We start from the raw sequence: 24,768 nt of genomic DNA, 5'->3' as shown, positions 1-24,768 counted from the left end.
GCGGGGGCGCTATGCTAGCATACGCGACACAATCTGAGCTTATCCCGACAGGTGAAGAGTGCTCAGGGTGACCATGAATAAAGCGAGAGTTCAGGCGATGACCCAGCCCGCTGCATTGGATGAGTTGATGACCCTGGTCGACCCCGGCAAGGTGTTGACCGACCCCGAGTCCCTGCAAGCCTATGGCAAGGACTGGACGCGCCATTACCCGCCTGCGCCCAGCGCCATCGTCCTGCCCCGGACGATCGAACAGGTGCAGGCCATCGTGCGCTGGGCCAATGCCCATCGTGTGGCGCTCGTGCCTTCCGGGGGGCGTACCGGATTGTCCGCGGGCGCCGTGGCCGCCAGCGGGGAGGTGGTCGTCGCCTTCGATTACATGAACCGCATCCTGGATTTCAACGCCTTCGACCGCACCGTGGTCTGCCAGCCAGGGGTCATTACCCAGCAGGTACAGGCGTTCGCCGAGGAGCAGGGCCTGTATTACCCAGTGGACTTTGCCTCCAGTGGCTCCAGCCAGATAGGCGGTAACATCGGTACCAATGCCGGTGGCATCAAGGTGATCCGCTACGGCATGACCCGCAACTGGGTCGCGGGCCTCAAGGTGGTCACCGGCAGCGGTGAGTTGCTGGAATTGAACAAGGGCCTGATCAAGAACGCCACCGGCTACGACCTGCGCCAGCTGTTCATTGGCGCCGAAGGTACGCTGGGGTTCGTGGTCGAGGCCACCCTGCGCCTGGACCGCGCACCGCGCAACCTCACCGCCATGGTGTTGGGCACGCCTGATTTCGACTCGATCATGCCGGTACTTCACGCGTTTCAGGGCAAATTGGACCTGACGGCGTTCGAGTTTTTCTCCGACAAGGGCCTGGCCAAGATCCTGGCGCGCGGTGACGTGCCTGCGCCCTTCGAAACGCCATGCTCGTTCTATGCCTTGCTGGAGTTCGAGGCCGGCACCGAAGCGGTGGCCAACGAAGCCTTGGCCACCTTCGAACACTGTGTCGAGCAAGGTTGGGTGCTCGATGGCGTGATGAGCCAGAGCCAGACGCAGCTGAAGAATTTGTGGAAGCTACGCGAATACCTGTCCGAAACCATTTCGCACTGGACGCCGTATAAAAACGACATTTCCGTGACCGTCTCGAAAGTGCCGGCCTTCCTGCGCGACATCGACGCCGTCGTCCAGGCGCATTACCCGCACTACGAGGTGATCTGGTACGGGCATATCGGCGACGGCAACCTGCACCTGAACATCCTCAAACCCGAGCACATGAGCAAGGATGACTTCTTCGCATCCTGCACCGAGGTCAATAAGTGGGTGTTCGAGATCGTCCAGCGCTACGACGGTTCGATCTCCGCCGAGCACGGTGTGGGCATGACCAAGCGCGACTACCTGGGCTACAGCCGTTCCCCTGAAGAAATCGCCTGCATGAAGGCGATCAAGGCGGTGTTCGACCCTGCGGGCATCATGAATCCGGGTAAGATCTTCGCACCTGAATAAAAAGCGGTATCCAGAGGAGTGGCCATGAACTACCAGCACCAGTATGCAGACGGCACGCGCATTCATTTTCCACTGGGCAAGGTGGTATGCATCGGGCGTAACTACGCCGAACATGCCAAGGAGCTGGACAATCCCATTCCGACCGAACCCCTCCTGTTCATCAAACCGGGCAGTTGCGTGGTGCCGGCCGAGGGCGGGTTCAAGATTCCTGCCGACCGCGGGTCGGTGCATTACGAGGTGGAAATCGCGGTATTGCTGGGCAAGTCACTGTCCACGCGACCGAGCCAGGAAGAGGTGCTCGATGCCATTTCCGGCTTCGCGCCGGCCTTGGACCTGACCCTGCGGGACGTGCAGGCCAAGCTCAAGGAAAAGGGCTTGCCTTGGGAGTTGGCCAAGTGTTTCGACGGCGCCTGCGTGTTGCCGCCCTTCGTGTCTGCCGCCAGCTTCGAAGACATCACGGCCATCCCGGTGCGCCTGACGGTAAACGGCGAAGTCCGCCAGGACGGCTCCAGTGCAATGATGCTCAACCCGATCGTGCCGATGATCCAGCACATGGCTGCGCAGTTTTCGCTGCAGGCCGGCGACGTCATCCTGACCGGCACCCCAGCAGGCGTAGGCCCCTTCAACGTGGGCGATGACGTGGTTCTGGAGCTGCCAGGGATTAGCCGCTTCGAGAGCCGGGTGCTCTAAGCCGCTACCCACTCGGCTTTTCGCGGATGATCCGCCCTGGCCACGGCAGCGGTCAGGCGGCCCACCTCCGCGTCATCTGCGAATGCCCGGGCGGGTTGACTGTTTTTTCACACGTCTTCTGGATAATGCGCAGACCTTTGCTTCTTTCCCCAGGACGCCTCGATGCAATCAAACGCCCCTGCCTCCTTCAAGCGCCCGTTCTACCTGCGCTGGCCGTTCGGCTTGGCCGTGGGCGTGGTGATTACCTATGGCGTGGCCTTCGCCATGCATTGGGACGATCGGGCAGCGTTGTGGATCAAGGAAGGTTTTGAAAGCACGGCCGAGCGCAGTGAAAGCGTGTGGCTGCCGGACTACACGGTGGATATCGATGCCAAGCCCTTGCCGGCAATGGCCGACTACGAGGCATCGGACCTCGCGTACAACCCCAGTACGCGTACGCTATTCGCCGTCATGGGCAAGCAACCCTTCCTCACCGAGCTGAACCTGGACGGCGACGTACTGCGCAACATTCCCCTTAATGGCTGGGCAAACCCGGAAGGCGTCACGGTCATGGACGGCGGCTACCTGGCAATCACGGACGAGCGGCTGCATGACCTGACGGTGGTGAAAGTCGATGCCACCACTACCGTGCTCAACCATGCGGACTTCCCCAGCCACGACCTAGGGGAGTCGCCAAACGGAAACAAGGGCTATGAGGCCGTGGTGTGGGATGCGTCGAAGCAGCGGCTGGTCATCGGCGAGGAGCGGCCGCCGCGCCTTTACGAATGGAAGTCCAATGGGCAAGGCCAACTGACGGGCGAGAAAACGCCGCTGCCCAGCGATTCGCTCGACCTGCGAAACCTGTCGGCGTTGGGCATTGACCCGCGAACGGGGCACCTGCTGGCGCTGTCTGCCGACTCCAACATGCTGCTGGAACTGGACGAGCAGGGTGAGCAGGTCAGCTTCATGACGTTGCTGGGGGGCTTCAATGGCCTGCAGCACACCATTCCTCGGGCCGAAGGTGTGGCAATGGATGACCAGGGCACCCTGTACATGGTCAGCGAACCGGCATTGTTCTACCGCTTTACCAAAGGCTAGGTTTTTCTGCTATTTACATGATGGCATTAAGCTTTATTTCAGTTGTTTGTGGTTAGATTCGCCATCCTTCGTCGAGTCTGCCTCCATGCACCGTTATCTGCGTCTGTCACTGGTTCCTGTCGTTCTAGGCCTGCTGTTGCTGGGCTGGGTCGGGCAGGAATTTCGTCTGTTCGAACGTGCCTGGTTCAACCTCACCACGTGGTGGCAGCCGGCGGAGCAAAGCATTGGCTTGAATCGCTATCAGGTGGTGGTCGAGGGGCGGCCGATCGAAGGGCTGGATGACGATGTCTCGGCGCTGACCTACGACCCTGACCGCAAGAGCCTGTTCACCGTGACCAACGCCCGCTCGGAGCTGATCGAGCTGTCGCTGGACGGGCGAATCCTGCGGCGCATCGCGTTGCACGGTTTCGGTGATCCCGAGGCGGTGGAGTACATCGGTCCCAACAGCTACGTGATTACCGACGAGCGCCAGCAGCGGCTGATCCGTGTGCGGCTCACCGACGACACCTTGTCCCTGGACGCTACTCAGGCCGAGCAATTGACCTTGGGCATCGGCCTCAACGGTAACAAGGGTTTCGAGGGGCTGGCCTTCGACTCGGTGGGCAAGCGGCTGTTCGTGGCCAAGGAGCGCGACCCGATGCTCATCTATGAAGTGCACGGGTTTCCTCATGACGATCCGCAACAACCCTATGCCGTGAACGTTGTCCAGGACCGAAAGCGCGATTCGCGCCTGTTCGTGCGCGACCTGTCGAGCCTGCAGTTCGACGAGCGCAGTGGGCACCTGCTGGCGCTGTCGGATGAATCACGCTTGGTCCTGGAGCTGGATGTGCAAGGGCGGCCACTGAGCACCTTGTCATTGCGCAAGGGGTTCCAGGGGCTCAAAGCGACAGTCCCGCAGGCGGAGGGCATTGCGATGGACGAGACCGGGACCATTTACATGGTCAGTGAGCCGAACCTGTTCTACGTATTCAAGCAGCCGGCGCCATGACCATATCGGCGCTCGGCAAGCCCCGGACGGCGCAACCGTACCCGGGCATGCCGGCTTGTATGGTTACTCGGCCTTCAGGGTCTTCACGCCGTCGGCAGTGCCCAACAGCAGCAGGTCGGCAGGCCGTGCGGCGAACAGGCCATTGGTGACCACGCCCACGATGGCATTGATCTGGGCTTCCAGCTCCACCGGGTTGGTGATCTGCAGGTTATACACGTCGAGGATCACGTTGCCGTTGTCCGTGACCACGCCCTCACGGTAGACCGGGTCACCGCCCAGCTTGACCAACTGGCGAGCGACGTGGCTGCGCGCCATCGGGATCACCTCCACCGGCAACGGGAAGTTGCCCAGAACCGGTACCAGCTTGCTGCCATCGGCGATGCAGATGAACGTCTTGGCCACGGCGGCAACGATCTTTTCCCGAGTCAGGGCCGCGCCGCCCCCCTTGATCAGGTTCAGGTGCTCGTCGCTTTCATCGGCGCCGTCCACATAGAACTCCAGCTCGCTGACGCTGTTGAGCTCGTAGACCGGGATGCCATGCCCCTTGAGACGCTGGGCCGTGGCTTCGGAGCTGGCGACCGCGCCGTCGAAGGCCGTCTTGTGCTGCGCCAGGGCGTCGATGAAGAAATTGGCGGTCGAACCGGTGCCAACGCCAACGACGCTTTTGTCATCGAGCTTGGGCAGAATGAAGTCGACGGCAGCCTGGGCAACGGCCTGTTTGAGTTGGTCCTGGGTCATGCGGGCTCCGAGAGGGGGCAGGGCGGATGTAAAGGCGACCAGTATAACGGCAAGCGCGGCTTGGCTGTGGTCGTCCGACATAACGCTGGGGTAGACTCCGAGCCCTTGTCCCGCGGCCAGTGATGCTTTCCCGATGCTCGAACAGTACGTCAAGAAGATCCTCACCTCGCGCGTCTATGACGTTGCCGTCGAAACCCCCTTGCACAGCGCCGGGCAGTTGAGCAAACGCCTGGGCAACCAGATTCTGCTCAAGCGCGAGGACCTGCAGCCGGTGTTCTCGTTCAAGATCCGCGGGGCCTACAACAAGCTGGCGCAGTTGACCGCAGAAGAGCTGGCTCGCGGTGTGGTCACCGCGTCGGCAGGCAACCATGCCCAGGGGCTGGCCCTTGCTGCGCGGGAAATGGGCATCAAAGCCACCATCGTGATGCCCAAGACCACACCTGAAATCAAGATCGAAGGTGTGCGCTCGCGCGGCGGCAAAGTGGTCCTTCACGGTGACTCGTTCCCCGAGGCATTGGCGTATTCGCTGAAACTGGTCGATGAAAAAGGCTTCGTCTACATCCATCCCTACGATGATCCGCACACCATCGCGGGCCAGGGCACCGTGGCCATGGAAATCCTGCGCCAGCACCCTGGTCGGCTGGACGCCATTTTCGTGCCGGTCGGCGGCGGCGGTCTGATCGCCGGCATCGCCGCCTACGTGAAGTACCTGCGCCCCGAAATCAAGGTGATTGGCGTTGAACCGGACGACTCCAATTGCCTGCAGGCCGCCATGGCCGCTGGTGAGCGGGTGGTGCTGCCGCAGGTAGGGTTGTTTGCCGACGGCGTGGCGGTGGCCCAGATTGGCCAGCATACCTTCGACATCTGCCGCCAGTACGTGGACGAAGTCATCACCGTCAGCACCGACGAAATCTGCGCGGCGATCAAGGACATCTACGACGATACCCGTTCGATCACCGAGCCTGCGGGGGCACTGGGGGTGGCGGGTATCAAGCGTTACGTGGAGATGTACGGGGTCAGCGGCCAGACCCTCGTCGCCATCGATTCCGGGGCGAACGTCAATTTCGACCGCCTGCGCCATGTCGCGGAGCGGGCAGAGCTGGGTGAAAAGCGCGAAGCTATCATCGCGGTCACCATCCCGGAGCGCCCCGGTAGCTTCAAGGCCTTCTGCGAAGCGGTGGGCAAGCGCCAGATCACCGAATTCAACTACCGCAAACACACCTCCGATGAAGCGCACATCTTCGTGGGCGTGCAGACCCATCCGGAAAACGACCCCCGCGCGGCATTGGTGCAGCAGTTGATCGACCAGGGCTTCCCGGTCACGGACCTTACCGACAATGAGCTGGCCAAATTGCACATTCGCCACATGGTGGGCGGGCACTCGGCCGGGGCGAGCGATGAAATGGTGCTGCGTTTCGAATTCCCCGAGCGGCCAGGGGCACTGTTCAACTTCCTCGACAAGCTGGGCGGGCGCTGGAACATCTCGATGTTCCACTACCGTAACCATGGCGCGGCAGATGGCCGTGTGGTGGCGGGGCTGCAGGTCCCTGAGGACGAGCGCCACCTGGTGCCGGCCGCGCTGGCGCAGATTGGCTATCCCTACTGGGATGAAACCCAGAACCCGGCCTACACGTTGTTCCTTGGCTGAACGGCTAAGCTCTTACCCACGGGGGGGCGCCGCTTCGCAGTGAACAGGCGGCGCAGCCTGGCGGCCTTGCTCGCTCGCAGCCCCCTGTAACGCAACCAGCCCAGGACGAGTGACATGGAACACCTCAACACCCTCAAAGCCTTGCACGTGATCGCCACCGCATTGTTGTTGCTGGGTGCTCTGGGCTTGGCGATCTGGACGATGCGCGCCCGCCGGCAGGGTGGCGGGACGGTGTATGGCAGGTTGATGCAGCGGCCTCTGGTCTTCGTCTGGTTGATGATGGGTATCAGCCTGATCAGCATGCCGTTCACCGGTTGGTGGCTGGTGCACCTGGTGGGTTGGCCGCTGGGTCAGACCTGGCTACTGGCGTCGAGTGCGCTGTATACCGTGGGCGCGTTGGCCTGGGTATGGCTTGTGGTGCGCCTGAATCGGCTGCGCAGGACACCTGCACAGGGTGCTCGGCTAACACTGGCGTTGGCCGTGTTCAGTGCCGTGTGCCTGCTGTCCATCGCCGGATTGATGGGCGCCAAGCCCGTCTGATCCTCGCCAAGGTATCCACCGATTGCCTGTCGGCAAAGCCTGGTTCACAGACTTGCATAGCGCTGACGGTATATAAGCACCGCAGGCGCGTTGCTGCGCTCGCAGGCTTTGTGGAACAATGCGGTGACATGCGTTTGCGAGGTTGCTGCCGTGATCGACCCGGATGGTTTTCGCCCCAATGTCGGGATCATTCTCACGAATGATGCCGGGCAGGTGCTATGGGCTCGACGGATCAACCAGGATGCCTGGCAATTTCCACAGGGCGGTATCAACCCTGACGAGACGCCAGAAGACGCCCTGTACCGCGAGCTGAACGAAGAAGTTGGCCTTGAACGCGATGATGTGGAAATTCTTGCCTGCACCCGTGGTTGGTTGCGTTATCGTTTACCCCAGCGACTGGTGCGCACCCACAGCCAACCGTTGTGCATCGGCCAGAAACAGAAGTGGTTCCTGCTGCGTCTGATCAGCAATGAACAACGGGTGCGTATGGACCTGACCGGCAAGCCGGAGTTCGATGGCTGGCGCTGGGTGAGCTACTGGTACCCGCTGGGCCAGGTTGTGACATTCAAGCGCGAGGTCTATCGGCGCGCCCTGAAAGAGCTAGCACCGCGTCTTCTGACGCGCGACTGACGACGGAGTTCGACCCCGAGCCATGCTCAATACGCTGCGCAAGATCGTCCAGGAAGTAAACTCCGCCAAAGATCTCAAGTCGGCGTTGGGGATCATTGTCTTGCGTGTCAAAGAGGCCATGGCCAGCCAGGTCTGTTCGGTCTACCTGCTGGACCCGGAAACCAACCGGTTCGTATTGATGGCCACCGAGGGGTTGAACAAGCGTTCGATCGGCAAGGTCAGCATGGCCCCCAACGAAGGCCTGGTCGGGCTGGTGGGCACCCGCGAAGAACCCCTGAACCTCGAAGATGCCGCCGCACACCCGCGTTACAGGTACTTCGCCGAGACCGGCGAGGAACGCTTCGCTTCCTTCCTGGGCGCCCCGATCATCCACCACCGCCGCGTGGTGGGGGTCCTGGTCATTCAGCAGCGCGAGCGTCGCCAGTTCGACGAAGGCGAAGAGGCCTTCCTGGTGACCATGAGTGCGCAATTGGCGGGGGTGATCGCCCATGCCGAGGCCACTGGCTCGATTCGCGGCCTGGGTCGCCAGGGCAAGGGTATTCAGGAGGCGCGGTTCGTTGGTGTGCCTGGCTCGCCTGGTGCTGCCGTAGGGCGGGCGGTGGTGATGCTGCCACCGGCCGACCTGGAAGTGGTCCCGGACAAGACGGTCGAGGACATCGACGCCGAACTGCACCTGTTCCATGCGGCCCTCGAAGGTGTGCGCGCCGACATGCGCAAGCTGTCGGCCAAGCTGGCCACCCAACTGCGCCCCGAAGAGCGGGCGTTGTTCGATGTCTACCTGATGATGCTCGAGGACGCTGCCCTGGGCGGCGAGGTGCGGGAGGTCATCAAGACCGGCCAATGGGCGCAGGGTGCCCTGCGCCAGGTGGTGGGCGAGCACGTCAACCGCTTCGAACTGATGGACGACGATTACCTGCGCGAGCGGGCCTCCGACGTCAAGGACCTGGGCCGACGCTTGCTCGCCTACCTGCAACAGGCCCGCTCGCAGTCGCTGGTGTATGCCGACAACACCATTCTGGTCAGCGAAGAGCTGACCCCGGCCATGCTGGGCGAAGTGCCCGAAGGCAAGCTGGTGGGCCTGGTCTCGGTATTGGGCTCGGGCAACTCGCACGTGGCCATTCTGGCCCGCGCCATGGGCATTCCGACCGTGATGGGCCTGGTCGACCTGCCTTATTCGAAGGTCGATGGTATCGAGCTGATCGTCGATGGCTACAAAGGGGAGGTCTTCACCAACCCAAGCGATGTGCTGCGCAAACAGTACAGCGACGTGGTCGAGGAAGAGCGCCAGCTGGCACAGGGCCTGGACGCCTTGCGCGAGCTGCCCTGCGTGACCCCTGACGGGCACCGCATGCCGCTGTGGGTCAATACCGGCCTACTGGCCGACGTGGCCCGCGCCCAGCAGCGTGGCGCCGAAGGGGTAGGCCTGTACCGCACCGAAGTGCCGTTCATGATCAACCAGCGCTTCCCCAGCGAAAAAGAGCAGTTGGCGATTTACCGCGAACAGCTGGCGGCTTTCCATCCACTGCCCGTGACCATGCGCACGCTGGACATCGGCGGCGACAAGGCGCTGTCCTACTTTCCGATCAAGGAAGAAAACCCCTTCCTGGGCTGGCGTGGCATTCGCGTCACGCTCGATCATCCCGAGATTTTCCTGGTGCAGACGCGGGCCATGCTCAAGGCCAGCGAAGGCTTGAACAACCTGCGGATTCTGCTGCCGATGATTTCCGGCGTTCAAGAACTCGAGGAAGCGCTGCACCTGATTCACCGTGCCTGGGGCGAGGTGCGCGACGAAGGCACCGATGTACCGATGCCGCCGGTGGGCGTGATGGTGGAAATCCCGGCCGCGGTGTACCAGACCCGTGAACTGGCGCGACAGGTGGACTTCCTGTCAGTGGGGTCCAATGACCTGACCCAGTACCTGCTGGCTGTGGACCGTAACAATCCTCGGGTAGCCGACCTCTACGATTACCTGCATCCAGCCGTGCTGCAGGCGGTCAACACCGTGGTCTGCGATGCTCATGCCGAAGGCAAACCGGTAAGTATCTGCGGCGAAATGGCGGGCGACCCGGCAGCTGCCATCCTGCTCATGGCCATGGGCTTCGACAGCCTGTCGATGAACGCCACCAACCTGCCGAAGGTGAAGTGGATGCTGCGCCAGGTGAACATGAGCAAGGCTAAAGAGCTGCTGCAAGAGGCGCTGAGCCATGACAACCCGCAGGTCATCCACAGCTCGCTGCAGCTGGCGCTGAAGAACCTGGGGCTTGCACGAATGATCGGGCCCGGGGCCAACAAGCCGCTCTGAGCGCCATGTGTACCGGCGCCTAGTGAGTTGACCTGCATACAAGGTCGGCCTGGGTGATCAAACCGAGAGTTTCACCTCCCCGAGAAGGGATCCGAACGGGCCGAAGCTGCGTTCGATGAACTGCCTTTGGCCTCGATTATCGACAATCAGCACGGTACTGGCGCGTGTGCCGTAGTGCTGACTGGCGATGAACGCGCTCGACAACAGTTTCTCGGTGGCCAGGCCCACGCCTGTTTCCGGCAACAGGGCGTCGACCACAGGCTCGTCATCTGCCAACAGTCCCAATAGTCGGTCAGGGGCTGGTTTTTCCAACAACTCCGCCAGGCGGCTGCGCGCCTTGACCAGCTTCGGCCACGGGGTATCAAGCTGCGCATTGGAAAGCCCGTACACGCCCGCCTCAAGCAGACGTGGCACTGCTTCCCTGGCATTGACGTACCCCAGAGCATGCTGATCGCCAATGAGCAGGTTGAAGCCTGAATACTGGTCGGCTCGGCTTGCCACCTGATTCAGATAAGTTTCTACGGTTTGCTCACCCTTCAGAAAAGCGGCCACCAACTCGCCACGCGAATGCGATCCCAGTGACTGTCTGGGGTCACGGATATTGGTCAACGCGGCGAACCTTCCCTGTGGGCCGACTCCCAGCCAAGTCCCGCCAGCCTCCAGGTCTCTGCCCGCGTACACCTGCGGTGCGTCTTCCCACGGTGCCAACGCCAGGGTAGGGCGGGCATAGAATTCATCACGGTTGGCTGCCACGATCAACGGCAGGGCATGCCCTGGCCGCCAGGCGAACACGATCAGGCACATTTTTCCGGTCCTGTGTTTTCTTCCACTGTACCCAGGCAGCGCGGCAGATCCAACCTGACACAGACTTCACTAGAGCCGCGAACCCAGCTTCCGTTACCATGCCGGATTGATTTCTCGGGGAAGCCGAATGGAATTCGTGCTCTATCTGGTCTTGGGTGCATGTGCGGGGGTGCTGGCTGGCCTGTTTGGCGTGGGCGGGGGCATCATCATCGTGCCTGTGCTCGTGGTCAGCTTCACGTTGCAGGGCTTTGACGCTTCGGTGTTGACGCACCTTGCGGTAGGCACCTCCCTGGCCTCCATCGTCTTCACCTCCATCAACGCTGTGCTCGAGCATCACCGCAAAGGCGCGGTGCAATGGCCGATCTTTGCCTGGATGACCCTGGGGATCCTGCTGGGTGCCGGTGTCGGGGCCAAGACGGCGTCGCTGATCCAGGGGCCCATGCTGCAGAAGATCATCGGCGTCTTTGCCTTGGTGATTGCCGCGCAGATGGCACTGGACCTCAAGCCCAAGGCCAGCCGCGGTGTGCCCGGCAAGGCTGCACGGGTGGCAGCGGGGGGCGTGATCGGCTGGGCCTCGGCCATTTTTGGCATCGGCGGCGGCTCGCTGACCGTGCCCTTCCTGACCTGGCGCAGCCTGCCCATGCAGCAGGCCGTGGCGACGTCGTCAGCGTGTGGCCTGCCCATTGCGATCGCCAGTGCAGTGGGGTTCATGGTGCTGGGCTGGCATGAGCCCCAGTTGCCGCCGCACAGCGTGGGTTACGTCTACCTGCCGGCGATGGTCGGCATCGCCGTGACCAGCATGTTTTTCGCACGTTACGGGGCGCGGTTGGCTCACAGACTGTCACCGCGCCTGTTGAAGCGCCTGTTTGCGGCCCTGTTGTTCTGTGTAGGCCTGAGCTTTCTGATTTGAATCGAGAGGATGTTAAATGCTGCCTTACCCGCAGATAGACCCCGTGGCACTGGCCATCGGACCGCTTAAAATCCATTGGTACGGCCTGATGTACCTGATCGGCATTGGCGGGGCCTGGTTGCTGGCCACCCGCCGCCTCAACCGGTTCGACCCTACCTGGAGCCGCGAAAAGCTCTCCGACCTGGTCTTCTGGCTGTCGATGGGGGTGATCGTGGGAGGGCGGCTGGGCTATGTGCTGTTCTACGACCTGCACGCGTACCTGGCCAACCCGACGCTGATCTTCGAGGTCTGGAAAGGCGGCATGTCGTTCCATGGCGGTTTCATCGGCGTGATGCTCGCTGCATTGTGGTTCGGCAAGCGCCACAACAAGTCGTTCTTCGAACTCATGGACTTCGTCGCCCCGCTGGTGCCGATCGGCCTGGGTGCCGGGCGTATCGGCAATTTCATCAATGCCGAGCTGTGGGGCAAGCCGACCGATGTGCCATGGGCGATGGTCTTCCCACCGTTCAGCGACCCGGCCCAGTTGCCGCGCCACCCGTCGCAGCTGTATCAGTTCGCCCTCGAAGGCGTGGCACTGTTCGTGATTCTCTGGCTGTACTCGCGCAAACCTCGGCCCACCATGGCCGTTTCTGGAATGTTCGCGTTGTTCTACGGTATTTTCCGTTTCATCGTCGAGTTCGTGAGAGTTCCGGATGCCCAGCTCGGTTACCTGGCCTGGGGATGGCTGACCATGGGTCAGATTCTGTGCATCCCCATGATCGTGGCTGGCCTTGCGCTCATCTGGTGGGCTTATAATCGCAAGCCTACGGCGACACCCGCCTGATCACTCTCCCGGCAGGGGCGATCCCCCTGCCGTCTAGCTACAGGTAAGCCATGAAACAGTATCTGGACCTGGTCCGCGACGTTATCGAAAACGGCACGTTGCAGGAAAACCGTACCGGCATCCGCACCATCAGCCTGCCAGGGGCGATGCTGCGCTTCGACCTGCAGAGGGGGTTCCCCGCCATCACCACGCGCAAGCTGGCGTTCAAGTCGGCGATCGGCGAAATGGTAGGTTTCCTGCGCGGGGTTCGCAACGCCGGCCAATTCCGTGAGTTGGGTTGCAAGGTCTGGGACCAGAACGCCAACGAAAACGCCCAGTGGTTGGCCAACCCGTTCCGCCAGGGCCATGACGACCTGGGCGAGATCTACGGGGTCCAGTGGCGGCAGTGGCCGGGCTACAAGCGCATCCCCCTGAGCAATCGAGCCGCGATCGAGATGGCGGAGAAGGCCGGGTTCCGTCAGATTGCCCAGGATGAAGAGGATGGCGTGGCGTTTGTCATCCTGTACAAAGCCATCGATCAGGTCCGTCAGTGCCTGGACACCATTGCCAACGACCCTGGCAGCCGGCGCATCCTGTTCCATGGCTGGAACTGCGCCCAGCTCGATGAAATGGCCTTGCCGCCTTGCCATCTGCTGTACCAGTTCCACCCCAACGTGACAACGCGCGAGCTCTCGCTGACGCTTTATATCCGTTCCAACGACCTTGGCCTGGGTACGCCATTCAACCTCACCGAAGGGGCGGCATTGCTGGCGCTGTTCGGTCGGCTGACCGGCTATACCCCGCGCTGGTTCACCTATTTCATCGGCGATGCCCATGTGTACGAGAACCATCTGGACATGCTCAACGAGCAGCTCAAGCGCGAGCCGCTGGAAGCGCCGAAGCTGGTGATCAGCGATCGGGTGCCGGCGTTCGCCGAGACGGGCAAGTACGAGCCGCAGTGGCTTGAACAGATCGAGCCGAGTGATTTCTGGCTCGAAGGGTATGAACATCATGCCCCGATGACGGCTCCGATGGCGGTTTGAAGGTGGCGCCTTCATACCCCCGGTGAACGATCCCGGGAGCGGTCTTGCCGGCGCCCCGGCAAGGCCGCCCCGAAATTCGCTAGCCTTCAGATGCGGCGCAAGACAGTTGTTCTGGCAGGGTGACCGACAGGCTGGTCACGCCCACTAATGCCCATGGCTACGTCCAACATGTGAATGCTCGATATCCGGCACCGTCACCGCGCCGTTGGTTTCCAGCTGCTGCAAAATCGCGCATTGCGCGCCTTCTTCGCTACACCGTCTTCGCAAATCCATCAGTTGCGCCTGTAACGCCACCAATCCATCGAGCCGGGCCTGGACGTGCTCGATATGCTCGTCGATCAAGGCATTCACGCTGCCGCACGAGGCCTGGGGGCTGTCACGCAGCTGCAGCAGGCTGCGGATTTCATCCAGCGTCATGTCCAGCGTGCGGCAGTTGCGGATGAATGTCAGGCGCTCGACATGCGCTTGCGTATACATCCGGTAGTTGCCCTCGCTGCGCGCAGGCTCTGGCAGAAGCTTCTCGCGTTCGTAATAACGAATGGTCTCGACAGCGCAGTCCGTCGCCTTGGCAAGGTCGCCGATCTTCATGTTGGAAACTCCAGGCATTCGCTTGACCCTATAGTGGCTACAGGGTGTTCACTTGGCAACAGGCTCAATAAGGATGACCCATGAACAAGTCTGTCAGCCCCGAACACTCGCATCATCATGAGCACAATCATGACCATGCCCATGACGGCGTGGGCCATGGCGATCAGGGTCATGCCTGTTGCAGCACGCAGGCGGCGCCTGCTCATGTGCAGTTGACGTCCCGGCCCAGCAAGCAGGCTCTGCTCAGCCGTTTTCGGATCGAAGCCATGGATTGCCCGACCGAGCAGACGCTGATCCAGGACAAGCTGGGTAAGATGGCCGGCATCGAGGCCCTGGAGTTCAACCTCATCAGCCGCGTTCTTGGGGTCAGGCACACGCTCGATGGCACGTCCGACATCGAACGGGCCATCGACAGCCTGGGGATGAAAGCCGAGCCGCTCGTGGGGGATGCCGATAGCGCTGCCGCGCCAGCGCCGCCGCCCAGACAGGCTTGGTGGCCACTTGCGCTGTCCGGTCTGGCAGCCCTGTGCGCCGAAGTCGTGCACTTCGCCCAGCTCGCACCGCAGTGGGTGGTGGCCGCGCTGGCACTGGCGGCGATCCTGGGTTGTGGTCTGGGTACCTACAAGAAAGGCTGGATCGCGCTAAAAAACCGAAACCTCAACATCAATGCCCTGATGAGCATCGCGGTCACCGGTGCGCTGCTGATCGGCCAATGGCCGGAAGCAGCCATGGTGATGGTGCTCTTTACCGTGGCCGAACTGATCGAGGCCCGCTCGCTGGACCGTGCACGCAATGCCATTGGCGGGCTCATGCAGCTGGCGCCGGACATGGCAACCGTGCAACAGGCCGATGGCCAGTGGCGCGAAGTGGACGTGCGTGAAGTCGCTGTCGGCGCAACGATGCGAGTACGGCCAGGCGAGCGGATCGGGCTCGATGGCCAAGTGATCAGCGGGCAGTCCAGCGTCGATCAGTCACCGATCACGGGTGAAAGCCTGCCGGTGGAGAAGGTCCAGGGCGACAAGGTCTTCGCCGGTACCATCAACCAGGCAGGCGCACTGGAAATCCAAGCCACCGCAGTAGCTGGTCAGTCCACGCTGGCGCGCATCATCAAGGCCGTCGAGCAGGCGCAAGGGGCGCGGGCGCCAACCCAGCGCTTCGTCGACCGGTTTTCGCGGATCTATACGCCGGCAGTGCTGGCCCTGGCGTTGGCCGTGGCGATCATCCCGCCGCTCCTGCTGAACGGCACGTGGTTCGACTGGGTGTATCGCGCGCTTGTGCTGCTGGTAGTGGCATGCCCCTGTGCACTGGTGATCTCGACCCCCGTCACCATCGTCAGTGGCCTGGCGGCGGCAGCGCGCAAAGGCATCCTGATCAAGGGCGGGGTGTACCTCGAGGGCGGGCGCCACCTGGACTTCCTGGCCCTGGACAAGACCGGCACGATCACCCACGGCAAGCCGGTCCAGACAGACTTCAAAGCCCTGCAACCGGCGTTCGAGCATCGTGCGCAGGCCCTGGCATCGAGCCTGGGTGCACGCTCCGATCACCCCGTGTCCCGAGCGATAGCCCAGTTCGGCCAGGACAACGACCTGCCCCACCTTGAGGTCCGGGATTTCACCGCGCTGGCGGGCCGTGGCGTGCGTGGCAACCTTGAGGGTGAGGTGTTGCATCTGGGCAACCATCGTCTGGTCGAGGAGCTGGGATTGTGTTCACCAGAACTGGAGGCCCAGCTGGATGCCTTGGAACAGCAGGGCAAGACAGTGGTGTTGCTGCTCAACGCATCAGGCCCCCTGGCATTGTTTGCAGTGGCCGATACCGTCAAGGAAAGCAGCCGGCAAGCCATTGCCGAGCTTCATGCGCTGGGCATCCAGACGGCCATGCTGACCGGCGACAACCCGCACACCGCTGCGGCTATCGCGCGTACAGTAGGCATTGATCGGGCCGAAGGTAACCTTCTGCCAGCCGACAAGCTCAGTAGTATCCAGGCGCTGTACGACCAAGGTCATCGCGTTGGCATGGTCGGGGACGGCATCAACGACGCACCAGCGCTGGCCCGGGCCGAAATCGGCTTCGCCATGGCGGCAGCTGGCACCGATACCGCCATCGAAACGGCCGATGTGGCGCTGATGGACGACGACTTGCGCAAGATCCCTGCGTTCATCAGGCTGTCGCGGCATACCGCAGCGATCCTCAAGCAAAACATCGTGCTGGCCTTGGCGATCAAGGCGATCTTCCTGGGCATAACGTTCGCCGGGCTGGCCACCATGTGGATGGCCGTATTCGCCGACATGGGCGTTAGCCTGCTGGTGGTGTTCAACGGCCTGCGCTTGTTGCGCAAGTGACCGCCGACTCAAAGGCCAGGCCTAGAGCTGCTGCACCAGCGATTCGAGCTGCTCCTGGCGCTGGGCCTGGTTCGGTTTAGCACCGGGATTGAGCGTGGACCATTGTGGATGCGCGCGAGCCCGCACCAGCGGTTCGGGCAGCTTGCCCTGACGCCAGGTCTTTTCATCCAGCTGGCCCAGGCGAATACTGTCCTGAGCGGCGTGCCCACGGTGGTCCAGTGCCACCATCAGTTGTTGCTGACGCAGGGCCAGCAAGCGCAGGACGGTATCGTCGACGGTGAGCTCGCGTTTGCCCTTGAGCTTGCCCATCAGGCGCGCGCCATAGCCGCGAGCCGTCTGCAGGGCACCGCCGGCGATGGCCCCGGCCAATGCGGCGACCCCCAGGGTCAGCCCACCTGCCAGCAGGTCCACCCCGGCACCGGCCGCCGCGCCTGCCGCCACTCCGCCGCCTACCCGCACCCCAAGCTGCTTCAGGGTCTCAGGATTGAACAGATCGTCTCCCCAGCGCCCGTCCAGCAACGGCAGGTCACTGGCGTGCGCATCGTCGCGCCGGAACGCATAGAGCTTGAGCAGGGCCTCCACGCAGCGCTGTTCACGCTGGCGCACGGCCTGGTGAAGCGCCTCGATGGCTTGTGCCTGGGCAGACGGTTCACCTTCCACGCTGCGCCGACAAGCGGCGCAGTCCAGCAGCAATTCGGCGATCAGACGCTTGCCGCCTTGCTGACGAGCTACCCGTTGGGCCTGCTGATCGTCGATCAGGCGCTGCAAGCTGGGGCGCGCCTCCTCCAGCAGCAGGGCTAGGCTCTCGTACAGGCGGCGCTCGCCATCTTCTGGCGGGGCCACGCTGTCGAATTTCACCAATGCATGAAGCCCAAGCCGGGCAAGTGCTTCACGCCACTGCGGTTCGCGATGCGGATGGCTGGAAACGAAGTTGAGCACCGGTAGAAGTGGCTTGCCGCAGCTTGCCAGCACGTCGAGTTCGTCACGGTACTTGGCCAGCACCGGCTCGCGGGCGTCGATGACATAGAGCCCGGCGTCGCTGGCCAGCAGCTGGCGCAGCACCTTGGCCTCCTGCTCGAAGCGCTGGCGGGCCTCGCTGCCCTGAAGAAACCGCTCCAGCCGCGCCGGGCCATCCAGGCGCTCGCCAGGGCGCTCAAGGCGTTCGAGGTAGTCGAGCAGGGCAATTGCGTCTTCCAGTCCCGGTGTGTCGTAGAGCTCCAGCAGAGGCTGCCCGTCCACGGACAAGCGAGCGCCTTCCACATGGCGTGTGGTGCTGGGACGATGCGAGACCTCCCCGAAACCGACGTCGCGCGTGAGGGTGCGTAGCAGCGAGGTCTTGCCCACGTTGGTGTGGCCTACCACGGCCAGCTTCAAGGGCTCAGTCATGAGCGTGCTCCAACCAGGCCAGCGGTAGGGTGTCGGCATAGGGAAGCCCCAGGCGATCCAGGGCTTCACGCCAGTCATTCAGGCGCCGCTCATCGCGAGGCTGATCAGCGGCGGCAGGCAACAGCCAGATGCGCGTACTTCCGGCATTGCGCGCCAGCTCGGCGAGCAAGGCCAGGCTGCCGCGATCCGGCGAGCGCTCAGGGTCAAGGGCAATGGCCAGGCGTGCGGGTGGAAAACGCCCCAGTTGTTCGAGCAGACGATGCCGCGACTCCCGGCTGTCCAGTACGCCGGCATCGGCGACGTTGGCGGGCAATGACGGCGGCCAGGGACGCTGATCGTCCAGCTCGACGCCAACCAGCAGTGCGCCGGCATTTTCGATGAGTGACGGCTCGGCCTTGAACTGCGGCAGTGTGTCGGGTGCATCGTCTTGGACGCCCAGGCGCTCGCTGTTGGGCATCAGCCTGTCGCGCAGCGGCATGTAGCCTGGCAGGTTCGTGTCCAGCGCCAAATGTTCGCGCCCTTGCCGCCAGCGCCACAGGCACACGCCGGCCAAGAGCAGGCGCGGCAGCACGCCATAGACCAACACCACGCCCAGCAGCCAGCTGGCCCATGCCTGGCGCGTCATGGCCAGGGCCGGCGCGGTGTCGCCGCTGGCACGGATCATGGCCGGGTCAGGCACCGCAAAGCCCAGCAGCGCGGGCAGGGCGCCCAGGGCCTGGGTCATGGCGATGAAGGGTTCGGCCGCCAACAACGTGGTTTCCCAGACGAAGCCATAGCGCCGGGTGGCCAGCAATGTCAGCAGCACACCTACCGCGCTCAGCATGGCCACCAGCCACAGGCTGTGGACCAGCAAACCCAGCAACCAACGGCCCAGGCGTTGGCGTCCCAGCAGCACTAGCAAGGCCGGCGCCAGGTGGGCGGCACGGGCGTCGCGGGCCAAGCGTTCGCTCAACCACAGCCAAAGCCGCCCCAGCAGCGCGCCGTGCTCACCGCTCAGGAACAAGCCGATCAGCCAGCCCAGCAGCATGACCAGGTTCAGCCCCAGCAGGCTGCCCAGCACCCAGAAGACATTCACCGGCCGCTGCCCGTCACCCAGGGCGGCCAACGCCAGGCCCCCGCCACTGAGCACCGCCATCACCAGCATCGCCAACAGCGCCAGGCGCGCCCCTTGCTTCCAGCGCCACAACGCGGCGGTCATGCCGTCGCGTTCGGCCAACAGCAGCGCACGGGTCTCGATGCGCAAGGCCAGGCTGCCGCCTTGCTGGCGAGCACGGCGGTTGGCTTCCTGATCCTCGAGGGGGCCGGCATGTTCCTCGCGCAGGCGTATCGCCTCGGTGAGCCAGCGCTTGTCCAGCAAAGAAGGTGCAGTCACAGGGTCTTCCATTGCACAGGTCGTGGCAGCAGCATAACTCACCCGTGCGGTGCTATTCTCGCTGGCATGAACACATTACTGCCCCTGAGCCTGATCGTGGCCTGCGCCGAAAACCGCGTGATAGGCATCGACAATTCCATGCCCTGGCATTTGCCGGGGGACTTCAAATACTTCAAGGCCACCACCTTGGGCAAGCCCATCATCATGGGCCGCAAGACCTGGGACTCGCTGGGAAGGCCGCTGCCTGGGCGGTTGAACATCGTGGTCAGCAGGCAGCCCGGGCTGGAACTGGCCGGTGCCGAGGTTTTCGCTTCACTGGAAGAGGCGCTGGTGCGGGCCGATCAGTGGGCGCGCGAGCAAGGTGTCGACGAACTGATGCTGATCGGTGGTGCGCAGCTCTACGGGCAGGCGCTGGAGCAAGGGCTCGTCAGCCGCCTGTACGTGACGCGGGTCGAGCTGTCGCCGCTGGGCGATGCCTGGTTCCCGGATTTCGATCGCAAGCAGTGGACGCTCACGTCCAGCCACGCGCAGGCTGAGGAAGGCAAGCCGCTGTATCACTTCGAGGTGTGGGACAAGGCCTGAACGCCTGTTGCGCCAGGAAGGGAGCCGCGCTGTGCGGCCCCATCTGCACTCAGGTATGGCTCAATTCTGCGTGTTCATCATCGGCCAGTACCTGCTTGTCGGTTTCCTTGAGCAGCTGGCTGGTTACCACGCCTGCCGTCATCGAACCGTTCACGTTCAACGCCGTACGGCCCATGTCGATCAACGGCTCTACCGAAATCAGCAGTGCCACCAGCTCCACCGGCAAGCCCATGGCCGGCAGCACGATCAGCGCGGCGAAGGTGGCGCCGCCGCCAACCCCGGCCACCCCGGCTGAACTGAGCGTGACGATGGCCACCAAGGTGGCGATCCACAGCGGGTCGAAGGTATCGATGCCAACCGCTGGCGCGACCATCACTGCCAGCATGGCAGGATAGAGCCCGGCACAGCCATTCTGGCCGATGGTGGTCCCGAACGAGGCGCTGAAGCTGGCGATCGACTGCGGCACGCCCAGCCGGCGCGTCTGGGCCTCGATGTTCAGCGGGATACTGGCAGCGCTCGAACGGCTGGTGAAGGCGAAGGTCAGCACCGGCCACACCTTGCGGAAGAAGCGCAGCGGGCTGACCCCGATTGCCGCCAGGATGAGCGCGTGAACCACGAACATCAGCGCCAGGCCCAGGTAGGACACGACCACGAAGCTGCCCAGCTTGAGGATGTCTTCCATGTTCGAGCTGGCCACCACCTTGGTCATCAACGCCAGCACGCCGTAAGGGGTGAGTTTCATGACCACGCGCACCAGACGCATTACCCAGGCTTGCAGGGTATCGATGGCCGACAGTGCACGCTGACCCTTCTCGGCGTCGTCCCTGATCAACTGCAAGGCGGCCAGGCCGACGAAAACGGCAAAGATGACCACGCTGATGATCGATGTCGGCTTGGCCCGCGCCAGGTCGCCGACCGGGTTGCTGGGGATGAACGAGAGCAGCAGTTGCGGGATGTTGAGGTCGGCGACCTTGCCTGCATAGTCGCTGTGGATCACCTGCATGCGTGCGCTCTCCTGGGCGCCTGCCACCAAGCCTTCGGCACTGAGGCCAAAGAGGTTGGTCAGCAGGATGCCGATCAGGGCAGCGATCGCCGTGGTCAGCAGCAGCGTGCCGATGCTCAGGACGCTGATACGCCCCAGGGAAGAAGCATTGTGAAGACGCGCCACGGCACTGAGGATGGAGGCGAAAATCAGCGGCATGACGATCATCTGCAACAGGCCTACGTAGCCGTTGCCGACCAGGTCCAGCCAGGTGATGGTGGTCTTGAGCACGGGGTGCCCTGCGCCATAGATCGTGTGCAGTACCAGGCCGAAGCCCACGCCCAGTGCCAGGCCCAGCAGCACTTTCTTGGCCAGGCTCCAATCGGTATGACGGGTCTGCGCCAGCCCCAGCAACAAGGCCAGGAACGCCAGCAGGTTAAGCAGCAGTGGCAGGTTCATTAAAGCTCCGGAAACGAGAGGATGAGTCGCCGCCTCTATGTGCGATTGCGAGTGGAAATGCTAACAGCCTGAAAACAAAGGAATTTATACCCAAATGGAATTTGTATAGTCGTAAATGGAATATCGAGACGTCGCGGATTGCAATGAACACGGCGTTTACGGGGGCATAAAGGTCGCAATCGAGCGTGACCGACGGGTCTCACTCGACTAGCGTCTGTCAGTCGTCTCAGGAGATTCGTACATGAACGTTGCGCTCAAAACCGCTGCCATTGGCCTATCCCTGCTGTTGAGCCTGAAAACCTTCGCTACCGAGCTTGATCATTGGCCAGCTGAAGCCGCCAAACAGCTCGACCGCATGATCACCGCCAATGCCCACAAAGGTAACTACGCGGTGTTCGACATGGACAACACCAGCTATCGCTATGACCTGGAAGAGGCCTTGCTGCCCTTCATGGAGAACAAAGGGCTGCTGAGCCGCGACAAGCTGGACCCTTCGCTGAAACTCATACCCTTCAAGGACAGCGCCGAGCACAAGGAGAGCCTGTTCAGCTACTACTACCGACTGTGCGAGATCGACGACATGGTCTGCTACCCCTGGGTGGCGCAAGTGTTTTCCGGCTTCACCCTCAAGGAACTGAAAGTACAGGTGGATGAACTCATGGCGTCTGGCAAGCCTGTGCCCAGCACCTATTACGAAGGGGGTCAGGTCAAGGCCATCGAAGTGCAGCCGCCCAAGGTCTTCAAGGGCCAGGCCGAGCTGTACAACAAGTTGATGGAGAACGGCATCGAGGTCTACGTGGTATCAGCCGCTTCCGAAGAGCTGGTGCGCATGGTCGCCTCCGACCCCAAGTACGGCTACAACGTGAAACCGCAGAACGTGATTGGAGTCAGCCTGTTGCTCAAGGATCGCGCCACGGGACAATTGACAACGGCACGCAAGCAGATCAGCGCTGGGCACTACGATGCCAAGGCTAACGAAGGGCTTGAACTGACCCCTTACCTGTGGACACCAGCCACGTGGATGGCGGGCAAGCAAGCGGCGATCCTGACCTACATTGATGAATGGAAAAAGCCCGTGCTGGTGGGCGGCGATACCCCGACCAGTGATGGCTACATGCAGTTTCATGGCGTGGATGTAGGCAAGGGCGGTATCCACCTGTGGATAAACCGCAAGCCCAAGTACATGGAGCAGCTCGAGGGGATGATCGCCAGCCAGGCAGCTGCCCAGGCCAAGGAAGGGTTGCCGGTGACGGCGGACAAGAACTGGGTGATCGTGACGCCTGAACAGATTCAATGATGCAGGCCGTGGTTCCATGCTGTATAAGCCCCATCGCCGTTTCGGCAAAAAAAACCGGCGCTCAAGGCGCCGGTTCTTGTACAGCTGGACGAGTATCACAGCCCTTCGAGCATCGCCTTGTTGCGCACGGCACCTTTGTCGGCACTGGTCGCCAGCAGGGCGTAGGCCTTCAAGGCTGTCGTCACCTTGCGCGGGCGTACTTCAGCCGGTTTCCAGCCCTTCTTGTCCTGCTCGGCGCGGCGCTCGGCCAGCTCGTCATCGCTGACCAGCAGGTTGATCGAGCGGTTGGGTATATCGATCAGGACCTTGTCGCCGTCGCGTACCAGGCCGATGGCGCCGCCTGCGGCGGCTTCCGGTGAGGCATGGCCAATGGACAGGCCCGAGGTGCCCCCCGAGAAGCGGCCGTCGGTGAGCAGGGCGCACGCTTTGCCCAGGCCCTTGGACTTGAGGTACGACGTGGGATAGAGCATTTCCTGCATGCCCGGGCCACCTTTCGGCCCTTCGTAGCGGATGATCACGATGTCGCCGGCTTTTACTTCGTCGGCGAGGATGCCACGCACGGCGCTATCCTGGCTTTCGAAGATCTTGGCCGTGCCTTCGAACACGTGGATCGATTCGTCGACACCGGCGGTTTTCACCACGCAGCCGTCCAGGGCGATGTTGCCGTACAGCACGGCCAGGCCACCCTCTTGTGAATACGCGTGCTCGAAGCTGCGGATGCAGCCGTTCTCGCGGTCGTCATCCAGGGTTTCCCAACGCGTCGACTGGCTGAACGCGGTCTGGGTCGGGATGCCGGCCGGGCCCGCCTTGAAGAAGGTGTGGACTGCTTCGTCGTCGGTCTGGGTGATGTCCCACTTGGCGATGGCTTCTTCCATGCTGCGGCTGTGCACGGTAGGCAGGTCGGTGTGCAGCAGGCCGCCACGGGCCAGCGAACCCAGGATGCTGAAGATACCGCCAGCGCGGTGCACGTCCTCCATGTGGTACTTCTGGATGTTGGGCGCCACCTTGCACAGTTGCGGCACCTTGCGCGACAGGCGATCGATGTCGCGCAGGTCGAACGCCACTTCGCCTTCCTGCGCCGCCGCCAGCAGGTGCAGGATGGTATTGGTCGAGCCACCCATGGCGATGTCCAGCATCATGGCGTTCTCGAACGCCTTGAAGTTGGCGATGCTGCGCGGCAGGACCGATGCGTCGTTCTCGCCGTAGTAACGTTTGCACAGCTCGACGATGGTGCGGCCGGCGGTCAGGAACAACTGCTCGCGGTCCGAATGGGTAGCCAGGGTGGAGCCGTTGCCCGGCAGGGCCAGGCCCAACGCCTCGGTCAGGCAGTTCATCGAGTTGGCGGTGAACATGCCCGAGCACGAGCCGCAGGTAGGACAGGCGCTACGCTCGTATTCGGCGACCTTTTCGTCGGAGGCCGTGCTGTCGGCGGCGATGACCATGGCATCGACCAGGTCCAGGCCATGGCTGGCCAGCTTGGTCTTGCCAGCTTCCATCGGGCCGCCGGAGACGAAGATCACCGGAATGTTCAGGCGCAAGGCGGCCATCAGCATGCCGGGGGTGATCTTGTCGCAGTTGGAGATGCAGACGATGGCATCGGCACAGTGCGCGTTGACCATGTACTCCACCGCGTCGGCGATGATTTCACGGCTGGGCAGCGAGTACAGCATGCCGTCGTGGCCCATGGCGATGCCGTCATCGACCGCGATGGTGTTGAATTCCTTGGCCACGCCACCGGCGCGCTCGATCTCGCGAGCGACCAGCTGGCCCAGGTCCTTGAGGTGCACATGGCCCGGCACGAACTGGGTGAAGGAGTTGGCGATGGCGATGATCGGCTTCTTGAAGTCTTCGTCCTTCATGCCGGTGGCACGCCACAGGGCGCGTGCACCTGCCATGTTGCGGCCGTGGGTGGAAGTCTTGGAACGATAATCAGGCATGAAACACTCCTGGCGGCTTAATCAGGTCACAGAAAGGGGAGTGAGCTTCTCTTGTCCTCTGTACCGCAGGCCGGTTGCCACTGGCACGGATGGGGCCGAAGACCGCGCGGGATCGCCGCGTGCTTGGCCAGAGCTCATAAACCCGCCGGGGGATGACTG

General features: G+C 62.7%; 21 protein-coding genes. 14 read left to right on the top strand and 7 right to left on the bottom strand.

Going from position 1 to position 24,768, the window contains the following annotated elements:
• The first annotated feature begins 97 nt into the window (after nt 1-97).
• The 4 genes from B2Y33_RS00965 (at nt 98) to B2Y33_RS00950 (ending at nt 4,250) form a co-directional block, all read left to right on the top strand.
• The gene (locus B2Y33_RS00965) at nt 98-1,495 is read left to right on the top strand and encodes an FAD-binding oxidoreductase (protein ID WP_027913458.1); all 1,398 of its coding nucleotides are present in this window, start codon (nt 98-100) and stop codon (nt 1,493-1,495) included.
• 24 nt (nt 1,496-1,519) lie between these two features.
• Nucleotides 1,520-2,185: a fumarylacetoacetate hydrolase family protein gene (locus B2Y33_RS00960; RefSeq protein ID WP_027913459.1), complete on the top strand. Its 666-nt coding sequence runs from the start codon at nt 1,520-1,522 to the stop codon at nt 2,183-2,185.
• 162 nt (nt 2,186-2,347) lie between these two features.
• Nucleotides 2,348-3,262, top strand: coding sequence for an SdiA-regulated domain-containing protein (locus B2Y33_RS00955; RefSeq protein WP_196110257.1), 915 nt, complete (start codon nt 2,348-2,350; stop codon nt 3,260-3,262).
• Nucleotides 3,263-3,347: 85 nt separating this feature from the next.
• Nucleotides 3,348-4,250, top strand: a complete 903-nt coding sequence (locus tag B2Y33_RS00950; protein ID WP_027913461.1) for an SdiA-regulated domain-containing protein — start codon at nt 3,348-3,350, stop codon at nt 4,248-4,250.
• A gap of 63 nt (nt 4,251-4,313) precedes the next feature.
• On the opposite strand, the gene rpiA is transcribed toward B2Y33_RS00950, so the two are convergent.
• Nucleotides 4,314-4,988, bottom strand: a complete 675-nt coding sequence (gene rpiA, locus B2Y33_RS00945; protein ID WP_110606369.1) for a ribose-5-phosphate isomerase RpiA — start codon at nt 4,986-4,988, stop codon at nt 4,314-4,316.
• Between the two features lie 133 nt (nt 4,989-5,121).
• On the opposite strand from rpiA, the gene ilvA reads away from it, so the two are divergent.
• From ilvA to ptsP, 4 genes are all read left to right on the top strand, one after another.
• Nucleotides 5,122-6,636 carry a threonine ammonia-lyase, biosynthetic gene (gene ilvA / locus B2Y33_RS00940; RefSeq protein ID WP_027913462.1) on the top strand — a complete coding sequence of 505 codons (1,515 nt, stop codon included), beginning with the start codon at nt 5,122-5,124 and terminating at the stop codon, nt 6,634-6,636.
• 114 nt (nt 6,637-6,750) lie between these two features.
• The gene (locus B2Y33_RS00935; protein WP_206405106.1) at nt 6,751-7,176 is read left to right on the top strand and encodes a DUF2269 family protein; all 426 of its coding nucleotides are present in this window, start codon (nt 6,751-6,753) and stop codon (nt 7,174-7,176) included.
• 150 nt (nt 7,177-7,326) lie between these two features.
• A complete protein-coding gene (locus B2Y33_RS00930; RefSeq protein WP_023532670.1) occupies nt 7,327-7,806 on the top strand; it encodes an RNA pyrophosphohydrolase in 480 nt (159 codons plus the stop codon).
• Between the two features lie 22 nt (nt 7,807-7,828).
• On the top strand, nt 7,829-10,108 hold the full coding sequence (ptsP, locus tag B2Y33_RS00925; RefSeq protein ID WP_206405107.1) for a phosphoenolpyruvate--protein phosphotransferase: 2,280 nt from the start codon (nt 7,829-7,831) through the stop codon (nt 10,106-10,108).
• A gap of 57 nt (nt 10,109-10,165) precedes the next feature.
• Here ptsP and B2Y33_RS00920 read toward each other — a convergent pair whose 3' ends face one another.
• The gene (locus B2Y33_RS00920; protein ID WP_027913465.1) at nt 10,166-10,912 is read right to left on the bottom strand and encodes an NRDE family protein; all 747 of its coding nucleotides are present in this window, start codon (nt 10,910-10,912) and stop codon (nt 10,166-10,168) included.
• A gap of 127 nt (nt 10,913-11,039) precedes the next feature.
• Between B2Y33_RS00920 and B2Y33_RS00915 the strand changes: the two genes are divergently transcribed.
• Genes B2Y33_RS00915 through B2Y33_RS00905 form a run of 3 tightly spaced genes read left to right on the top strand, consistent with a single transcriptional unit; the run spans nt 11,040 to nt 13,667 of the window.
• Nucleotides 11,040-11,822 (top strand): sulfite exporter TauE/SafE family protein, encoded by a 783-nt coding sequence (locus B2Y33_RS00915; protein WP_028686735.1) that lies wholly within the window; start codon nt 11,040-11,042, stop codon nt 11,820-11,822.
• Nucleotides 11,823-11,838: 16 nt separating this feature from the next.
• Complete coding sequence (gene lgt / locus B2Y33_RS00910; RefSeq protein ID WP_027913467.1) at nt 11,839-12,645, top strand: prolipoprotein diacylglyceryl transferase; 807 nt, start codon at nt 11,839-11,841, stop codon at nt 12,643-12,645.
• A gap of 50 nt (nt 12,646-12,695) precedes the next feature.
• Nucleotides 12,696-13,667: a thymidylate synthase gene (locus tag B2Y33_RS00905; protein WP_206405108.1), complete on the top strand. Its 972-nt coding sequence runs from the start codon at nt 12,696-12,698 to the stop codon at nt 13,665-13,667.
• Nucleotides 13,668-13,811: 144 nt separating this feature from the next.
• Here the strand turns inward: B2Y33_RS00905 and cadR are convergent, their stop codons facing one another.
• Nucleotides 13,812-14,255 carry a Cd(II)/Pb(II)-responsive transcriptional regulator gene (gene cadR / locus B2Y33_RS00900; protein WP_027913469.1) on the bottom strand — a complete coding sequence of 148 codons (444 nt, stop codon included), beginning with the start codon at nt 14,253-14,255 and terminating at the stop codon, nt 13,812-13,814.
• An 80-nt stretch (nt 14,256-14,335) separates the two neighbouring features.
• Here cadR and B2Y33_RS00895 point away from each other — a divergent pair, with 80 nt between their 5' ends.
• The gene (locus tag B2Y33_RS00895; protein WP_206405109.1) at nt 14,336-16,594 is read left to right on the top strand and encodes a heavy metal translocating P-type ATPase; all 2,259 of its coding nucleotides are present in this window, start codon (nt 14,336-14,338) and stop codon (nt 16,592-16,594) included.
• A 21-nt stretch (nt 16,595-16,615) separates the two neighbouring features.
• On the opposite strand, the gene B2Y33_RS00890 is transcribed toward B2Y33_RS00895, so the two are convergent.
• Together B2Y33_RS00890 and B2Y33_RS00885 are read right to left on the bottom strand one after the other, a co-directional pair.
• Complete coding sequence (locus B2Y33_RS00890; protein ID WP_028686706.1) at nt 16,616-17,980, bottom strand: GTPase/DUF3482 domain-containing protein; 1,365 nt, start codon at nt 17,978-17,980, stop codon at nt 16,616-16,618.
• Nucleotides 17,973-19,364 carry a DUF2868 domain-containing protein gene (locus B2Y33_RS00885; RefSeq protein ID WP_206405110.1) on the bottom strand — a complete coding sequence of 464 codons (1,392 nt, stop codon included), beginning with the start codon at nt 19,362-19,364 and terminating at the stop codon, nt 17,973-17,975. The genes B2Y33_RS00890 and B2Y33_RS00885 overlap by 8 nt, the downstream gene beginning before the upstream one ends.
• 54 nt (nt 19,365-19,418) lie before the next feature.
• On the opposite strand from B2Y33_RS00885, the gene B2Y33_RS00880 reads away from it, so the two are divergent.
• The gene (locus tag B2Y33_RS00880) at nt 19,419-19,934 is read left to right on the top strand and encodes a dihydrofolate reductase (protein WP_104926611.1); all 516 of its coding nucleotides are present in this window, start codon (nt 19,419-19,421) and stop codon (nt 19,932-19,934) included.
• Between the two features lie 49 nt (nt 19,935-19,983).
• On the opposite strand, the gene B2Y33_RS00875 is transcribed toward B2Y33_RS00880, so the two are convergent.
• A complete protein-coding gene (locus B2Y33_RS00875; protein ID WP_023532302.1) occupies nt 19,984-21,375 on the bottom strand; it encodes an L-cystine transporter in 1,392 nt (463 codons plus the stop codon).
• Between the two features lie 241 nt (nt 21,376-21,616).
• Between B2Y33_RS00875 and B2Y33_RS00870 the strand changes: the two genes are divergently transcribed.
• Nucleotides 21,617-22,672, top strand: coding sequence for a phosphorylcholine phosphatase (locus B2Y33_RS00870; protein ID WP_028686703.1), 1,056 nt, complete (start codon nt 21,617-21,619; stop codon nt 22,670-22,672).
• A 95-nt stretch (nt 22,673-22,767) separates the two neighbouring features.
• On the opposite strand, the gene ilvD is transcribed toward B2Y33_RS00870, so the two are convergent.
• Nucleotides 22,768-24,609, bottom strand: coding sequence for a dihydroxy-acid dehydratase (gene ilvD, locus B2Y33_RS00865; RefSeq protein WP_027913475.1), 1,842 nt, complete (start codon nt 24,607-24,609; stop codon nt 22,768-22,770).
• Nucleotides 24,610-24,768 lie beyond the last annotated feature (159 nt).

Origin of the sequence: Pseudomonas sp. UBA5666, assembly GCF_002420785.1 — a bacterium.
GTDB lineage: Bacteria > Pseudomonadota > Gammaproteobacteria > Pseudomonadales > Pseudomonadaceae > Aquipseudomonas > Aquipseudomonas fulva.
Note: the sequence above shows the minus strand (reverse complement) of the source record. Positions and strands in the feature narration are given on the sequence as shown.

Coding starts and splice junctions, on each gene's coding strand:
- B2Y33_RS00965 (WP_027913458.1), top strand. CDS start 98: ATGACCCAGCCCGCTGCATTGGATGAGTTGATGACCCTGGTCGACCCC.
- B2Y33_RS00960 (WP_027913459.1), top strand. CDS start 1,520: ATGAACTACCAGCACCAGTATGCAGACGGCACGCGCATTCATTTTCCA.
- B2Y33_RS00955 (WP_196110257.1), top strand. CDS start 2,348: ATGCAATCAAACGCCCCTGCCTCCTTCAAGCGCCCGTTCTACCTGCGC.
- B2Y33_RS00950 (WP_027913461.1), top strand. CDS start 3,348: ATGCACCGTTATCTGCGTCTGTCACTGGTTCCTGTCGTTCTAGGCCTG.
- rpiA (WP_110606369.1), bottom strand. CDS start 4,988: ATGACCCAGGACCAACTCAAACAGGCCGTTGCCCAGGCTGCCGTCGAC.
- ilvA (WP_027913462.1), top strand. CDS start 5,122: ATGCTCGAACAGTACGTCAAGAAGATCCTCACCTCGCGCGTCTATGAC.
- B2Y33_RS00935 (WP_206405106.1), top strand. CDS start 6,751: ATGGAACACCTCAACACCCTCAAAGCCTTGCACGTGATCGCCACCGCA.
- ptsP (WP_206405107.1), top strand. CDS start 7,829: ATGCTCAATACGCTGCGCAAGATCGTCCAGGAAGTAAACTCCGCCAAA.
- B2Y33_RS00920 (WP_027913465.1), bottom strand. CDS start 10,912: ATGTGCCTGATCGTGTTCGCCTGGCGGCCAGGGCATGCCCTGCCGTTG.
- B2Y33_RS00915 (WP_028686735.1), top strand. CDS start 11,040: ATGGAATTCGTGCTCTATCTGGTCTTGGGTGCATGTGCGGGGGTGCTG.
- lgt (WP_027913467.1), top strand. CDS start 11,839: ATGCTGCCTTACCCGCAGATAGACCCCGTGGCACTGGCCATCGGACCG.
- B2Y33_RS00905 (WP_206405108.1), top strand. CDS start 12,696: ATGAAACAGTATCTGGACCTGGTCCGCGACGTTATCGAAAACGGCACG.
- cadR (WP_027913469.1), bottom strand. CDS start 14,255: ATGAAGATCGGCGACCTTGCCAAGGCGACGGACTGCGCTGTCGAGACC.
- B2Y33_RS00895 (WP_206405109.1), top strand. CDS start 14,336: ATGAACAAGTCTGTCAGCCCCGAACACTCGCATCATCATGAGCACAAT.
- B2Y33_RS00890 (WP_028686706.1), bottom strand. CDS start 17,980: ATGACTGAGCCCTTGAAGCTGGCCGTGGTAGGCCACACCAACGTGGGC.
- B2Y33_RS00885 (WP_206405110.1), bottom strand. CDS start 19,364: ATGGAAGACCCTGTGACTGCACCTTCTTTGCTGGACAAGCGCTGGCTC.
- B2Y33_RS00880 (WP_104926611.1), top strand. CDS start 19,419: ATGAACACATTACTGCCCCTGAGCCTGATCGTGGCCTGCGCCGAAAAC.
- B2Y33_RS00875 (WP_023532302.1), bottom strand. CDS start 21,375: ATGAACCTGCCACTGCTGCTTAACCTGCTGGCGTTCCTGGCCTTGTTG.
- B2Y33_RS00870 (WP_028686703.1), top strand. CDS start 21,617: ATGAACGTTGCGCTCAAAACCGCTGCCATTGGCCTATCCCTGCTGTTG.
- ilvD (WP_027913475.1), bottom strand. CDS start 24,609: ATGCCTGATTATCGTTCCAAGACTTCCACCCACGGCCGCAACATGGCA.